This window comes from Halomonas sp. LES1, from assembly GCF_031846005.1.
Taxonomy (GTDB): Bacteria; Pseudomonadota; Gammaproteobacteria; order Pseudomonadales; family Halomonadaceae; genus Halomonas.
Genome location: NZ_JAVRGC010000014.1, coordinates 1 through 4,030 on the forward strand (window position 1 = coordinate 1; position 4,030 = coordinate 4,030).

Annotated in this window: 2 protein-coding genes; both read left to right on the top strand. The window is 64.3% G+C overall.

Going from position 1 to position 4,030, the window contains the following annotated elements; all coding sequences use genetic code 11:
• Positions 1 to 172: 172 nt before the first annotated feature.
• On the top strand, positions 173 to 619 hold the full coding sequence (locus RM463_RS17350; protein ID WP_311430764.1) for a DNA polymerase III subunit chi: 447 nt from the start codon (positions 173 to 175) through the stop codon (positions 617 to 619).
• 100 nt (positions 620 to 719) lie between these two features.
• Entirely contained in the window at positions 720 to 3,563 is a 2,844-nt protein-coding gene (locus RM463_RS17355) for a valine--tRNA ligase (protein ID WP_311430765.1), read from the top strand.
• Positions 3,564 to 4,030: the final 467 nt, after the last annotated feature.

A 4,030-nucleotide genomic window follows, 5' to 3' on the forward strand; every position in this document is an offset into this window, starting at 1 on the left:
CGACGGACCCGCTCAGCGGCTCCGTCGCGGCTCTCACCACCGAGGCGAGGGGCGCCGAAGGGCAGGCCGACGCGGAGGTCCTGCGCCAGGGATGGCGTCGGTAGCGTACAGGGAAGTATTCACAGCGCCTTCGCATAGGCCTGCCACGAGGAGAAACCCCGGGCAGACTCAGATGACCCAGATCGATTTCTACGTCCTCCCCGACACCACCCTGGAGGCGCGTCTCGACTTCGCCTGCCGGCTGGCCGAGACCATTCAGCGCAAGGGCTACCGGCTGCACCTGCACGCCGAGGATGAAACCATGGCCCGGGAGCTCGACGAGGCGCTCTGGACCTTCCGGGTCGACGCCTATGTGCCCCATGCCCTGGCCGATGACGCCCTCGCCGAGCAGGTGGCGGTCACCATCGGCTGGGCCGAACCGCCACCCCCCGAGCGCCCCGCCCAGGCGCTGCTCAATCTATCGCCCGGCATTCCCGAGTGGTTCTCGCGCTTCGAGCGTGTCGCCGAGATCATCAACCAGCACCAGACGGTGCTGACCGCCAAGCGAAAGTGCTGGCAGACCTACAAGCAACGCGGCTACCCGGTCAAGGCGCATCAGCTGCGCAGTCAGTCAGGCTGACGCCGACTACCCCGCCGGGCTATAATTGACCCCATTTTCGTCGCCATTCCTGCCGCCCGGCCATCAGGCCGGCGGTGCCTATTCTGGACCCGAAACGCCCATGGACAAGACCTACCAACCCGAGCAGATCGAATCCCACTGGTATCAGCGCTGGGAGGCCGACGGCCGCTTCGCCCCCTCGGGCGAGGGCGCACCCTTCTCCATCATGATTCCGCCGCCCAATATCACCGGCAGCCTGCACATGGGCCACGCCTTCCAGGACACCATCATGGACACCCTGACCCGCTGGCGGCGGATGCAGGGTCGCAACACCCTGTGGCAGGTGGGGACCGACCACGCCGGCATCGCCACCCAGATGCTGGTCGAGCGCAAGGTGGCGGCGGAAGAAGGCAAGAGTCGCCACGATCTTGGCCGCGAAGCCTTCATCGACAAGGTGTGGGAGTGGAAGCATGAGTCTGGCGGCCATATCACCCGCCAGCTGCGCCGCATGGGAGCCAGCGTCGACTGGAGCCGTGAGCGCTTCACCATGGACAGCGGCTTCTACAAGGCGGTCCAGGAGGTCTTCGTCCGTCTCTACGAGGAGGACCTGATCTACCGCGGCAAGCGGCTGGTCAACTGGGATCCGACACAGCATACCGCGATCTCCGACCTCGAGGTGGAAAACCGCGACCAGCAGGGTAGCTTCTGGCACTTCCGCTACCCCCTGGCCGATGGCGTCACCACCGACGACGGCAAGGATTACCTGGTCGTTGCCACCACCCGTCCGGAGACCCTGCTCGGCGACACCGGGGTTGCGGTCAATCCCGAGGACCCCCGCTATGCCTCCCTGGTGGGCAAGTTCATCACGCTGCCGCTGGTGGGTCGCCGTATTCCCATCGTCGCCGATGAACACGCCGACATGGAGAAGGGCTCGGGTTGCGTGAAGATCACCCCGGCCCACGACTTCAATGATTACGAGGTAGGCCACCGCCAGAACCTTCCGCTGATCAACGTCTTCACCCAGGACGCCGCCATCCTGGGGCAGGCCGAGGCCTTCGACATTCAGGGCCGGCCACTGGCAGATATCGACCCGAGCCTGCCTGAGGCCTATGCCGGTCTGGATCGCTTCGAGGCACGCCAGCGGATCGTCGCCGACATGGAGGCCGCCGGCCTGCTCGAGCAGATCGAGACGGTCAACAACACCCTGCCCTTCGGAGATCGCTCCGGGGATATCATCGAACCGCTGCTGACCGACCAGTGGTTCGTGGCCGTGGAGAGTCTGGCCAAGCCCGCCATAGAGGCCGTGGAGAAGGGCGATATCCAGTTCGTGCCGAAGAACTACGAGAACATGTACTTCGCCTGGATGCGCGACCTCCAGGACTGGTGCATCTCTCGCCAGCTGTGGTGGGGCCACCGTATCCCTGCCTGGTACGACGCGGAGGGCAACGTCTATGTCGCCCGCAGCGAGGCCGAGGCCCGGGAGCGGCACGGCCTGTCTGCAGACCTCGAGCTGACTCAGGACGAGGACGTGCTGGACACCTGGTTCAGCTCGGGGCTGTGGACCTTCGGTACCCTGGGCTGGCCGGAGCAGACCGAAGAGCTCAAGACCTTCCACCCCTCCAGCGTGCTGGTCACCGGCTTCGACATCATCTTCTTCTGGGTCGCGCGGATGATCATGCTGACCCTGAAATTCACCGGCGAGGTGCCCTTCAAGCAGGTCTACGTGCACGGCCTGGTGCGTGACGGCCAGGGCCAGAAGATGTCGAAATCTAAGGGCAACGTGCTCGACCCCATTGATCTGATCGACGGCATCGAGCTGGATACGCTGGTGGAGAAGCGCACCGGCAACATGATGCAGCCGCAGAAAGCCAAGGCGATCGCCAAGGCCACGCGAAGCGAGTTCCCGGAAGGCGTCGAGCCTCACGGCACCGATGCGCTGCGCTTCACCTTCCTCTCCCAGGCCACCACCGGACGCGATATCAAGTTCGACATGGGTCGCCTGGATGGCTACCGCAACTTCTGCAACAAGCTGTGGAACGCCTCACGCTATGTGCTGATGAATGCCGAAGGCGAGGATACCGGTCTTGGCGATGAGCCGGTGACCCTCTCCCTCGCCGACCGTTGGATCCTCTCACGCCTGCAGCAGACCGTGACCCAGGTTACCAGGGCCATGGAGGAGTTCCGCTTCGACCATGCCTCCCAGGCGTTCTATGACTTCGTCTGGAACGAGTACTGCGACTGGTACCTGGAGCTCTCCAAGCCGGTGCTCTGGGATGACAACGCCAGTCTCGATGCCAAGCGAGGCACCCGCCGGACCCTGGTCCGCGTGCTGGAAACCCTCCTGCGCCTGGCCCACCCGATGATGCCGTATATCTCCGAGGAGATCTGGCAGCGTGTAGCGCCCCTGGCCGGTACCTTCCAGGGCGACGACTCCATCATGGCTCAGCCCTGGCCGACTGCCGACGAGGCCCTGCTCGATGAAGGCGCCACCCGCGATATCGAGTGGCTCAAGGGTGTCATCGTGGCGGTGCGTAATATCCGTGCCGAGATGAATATCGCGCCGGGCAAGCCCCTCGACGTCCTGCTGACCAAGGGCGGCACTGCCGATCGCGACCGCCTGGAGGCCAACCGCCTGTTCCTGGCCAAGCTCGCCAAGCTGGAGAGCCTCAGCTGGCTGGATGACCCTCAGCAGGCGCCACTCGCGGCCACCCAGCTGGTCGGCGAGATGGAAGTCCTGGTGCCCATGGCCGACCTGATCGACAAGGAGACGGAACTCGCCCGCCTCGACAAGGAGATCGACAAGCAGGACAAGCTGATCGGCGGCATCGAGAAGAAACTCTCCAACGAGGGCTTCGTGGCCAAGGCTCCTGCTGCTGTAGTGGAGAAGGAGCGTGGCAAGCTGACCGATCTTCAGACCTCCCGTCGTCTGCTGGCGGAGCAGCGCGACAAGATTGCCGCCCTCTAGGCACATCCTGGCGACATCCAAGCCCGGCCATATGGCCGGGCTTTTTCATGCCCAACTGCCCGCCGAGACATCTCTTTCGTTCGGCGGCCCAAACGAAAAAAGCCCCGAGCTCATGATGAGCCCGAGGCTTTTTCCGGTAAGAGCCTGGAGTTATTACGGTCGCTGATCCGGGCGCCGAGCTCCGATGAGCGGCGCCTCGATGGCCGGCATTCCGGGACGCTGCAGGGGCAGCGTCCTGCCATGAAAAAACCCCGAGCAACTGAATGCCCGGGGTTTTCTCGGTATAGGTGCCTGACGATGACTTGGCCGGCACTCCGGGACTCTCCATGGGGAGGCCCCGAAAACGACGAAACCCCGACCATGGGCCGGGGTTTCTGAATAAGTGCCTGACGATGACCTACTCTCGCATGGGGAGGCCCCACACTACCATCGGCGCGGAGCGGTTTCACTGCTGAGTTCGGCATGGG

Bases quoted from the DNA above. Each gene is read 5' to 3' on its own strand.
- RM463_RS17355 (WP_311430765.1), top strand. From the start codon at position 720: ATGGACAAGACCTACCAACCCGAGCAGATCGAATCCCACTGGTATCAG.
- RM463_RS17350 (WP_311430764.1), top strand. From the start codon at position 173: ATGACCCAGATCGATTTCTACGTCCTCCCCGACACCACCCTGGAGGCG.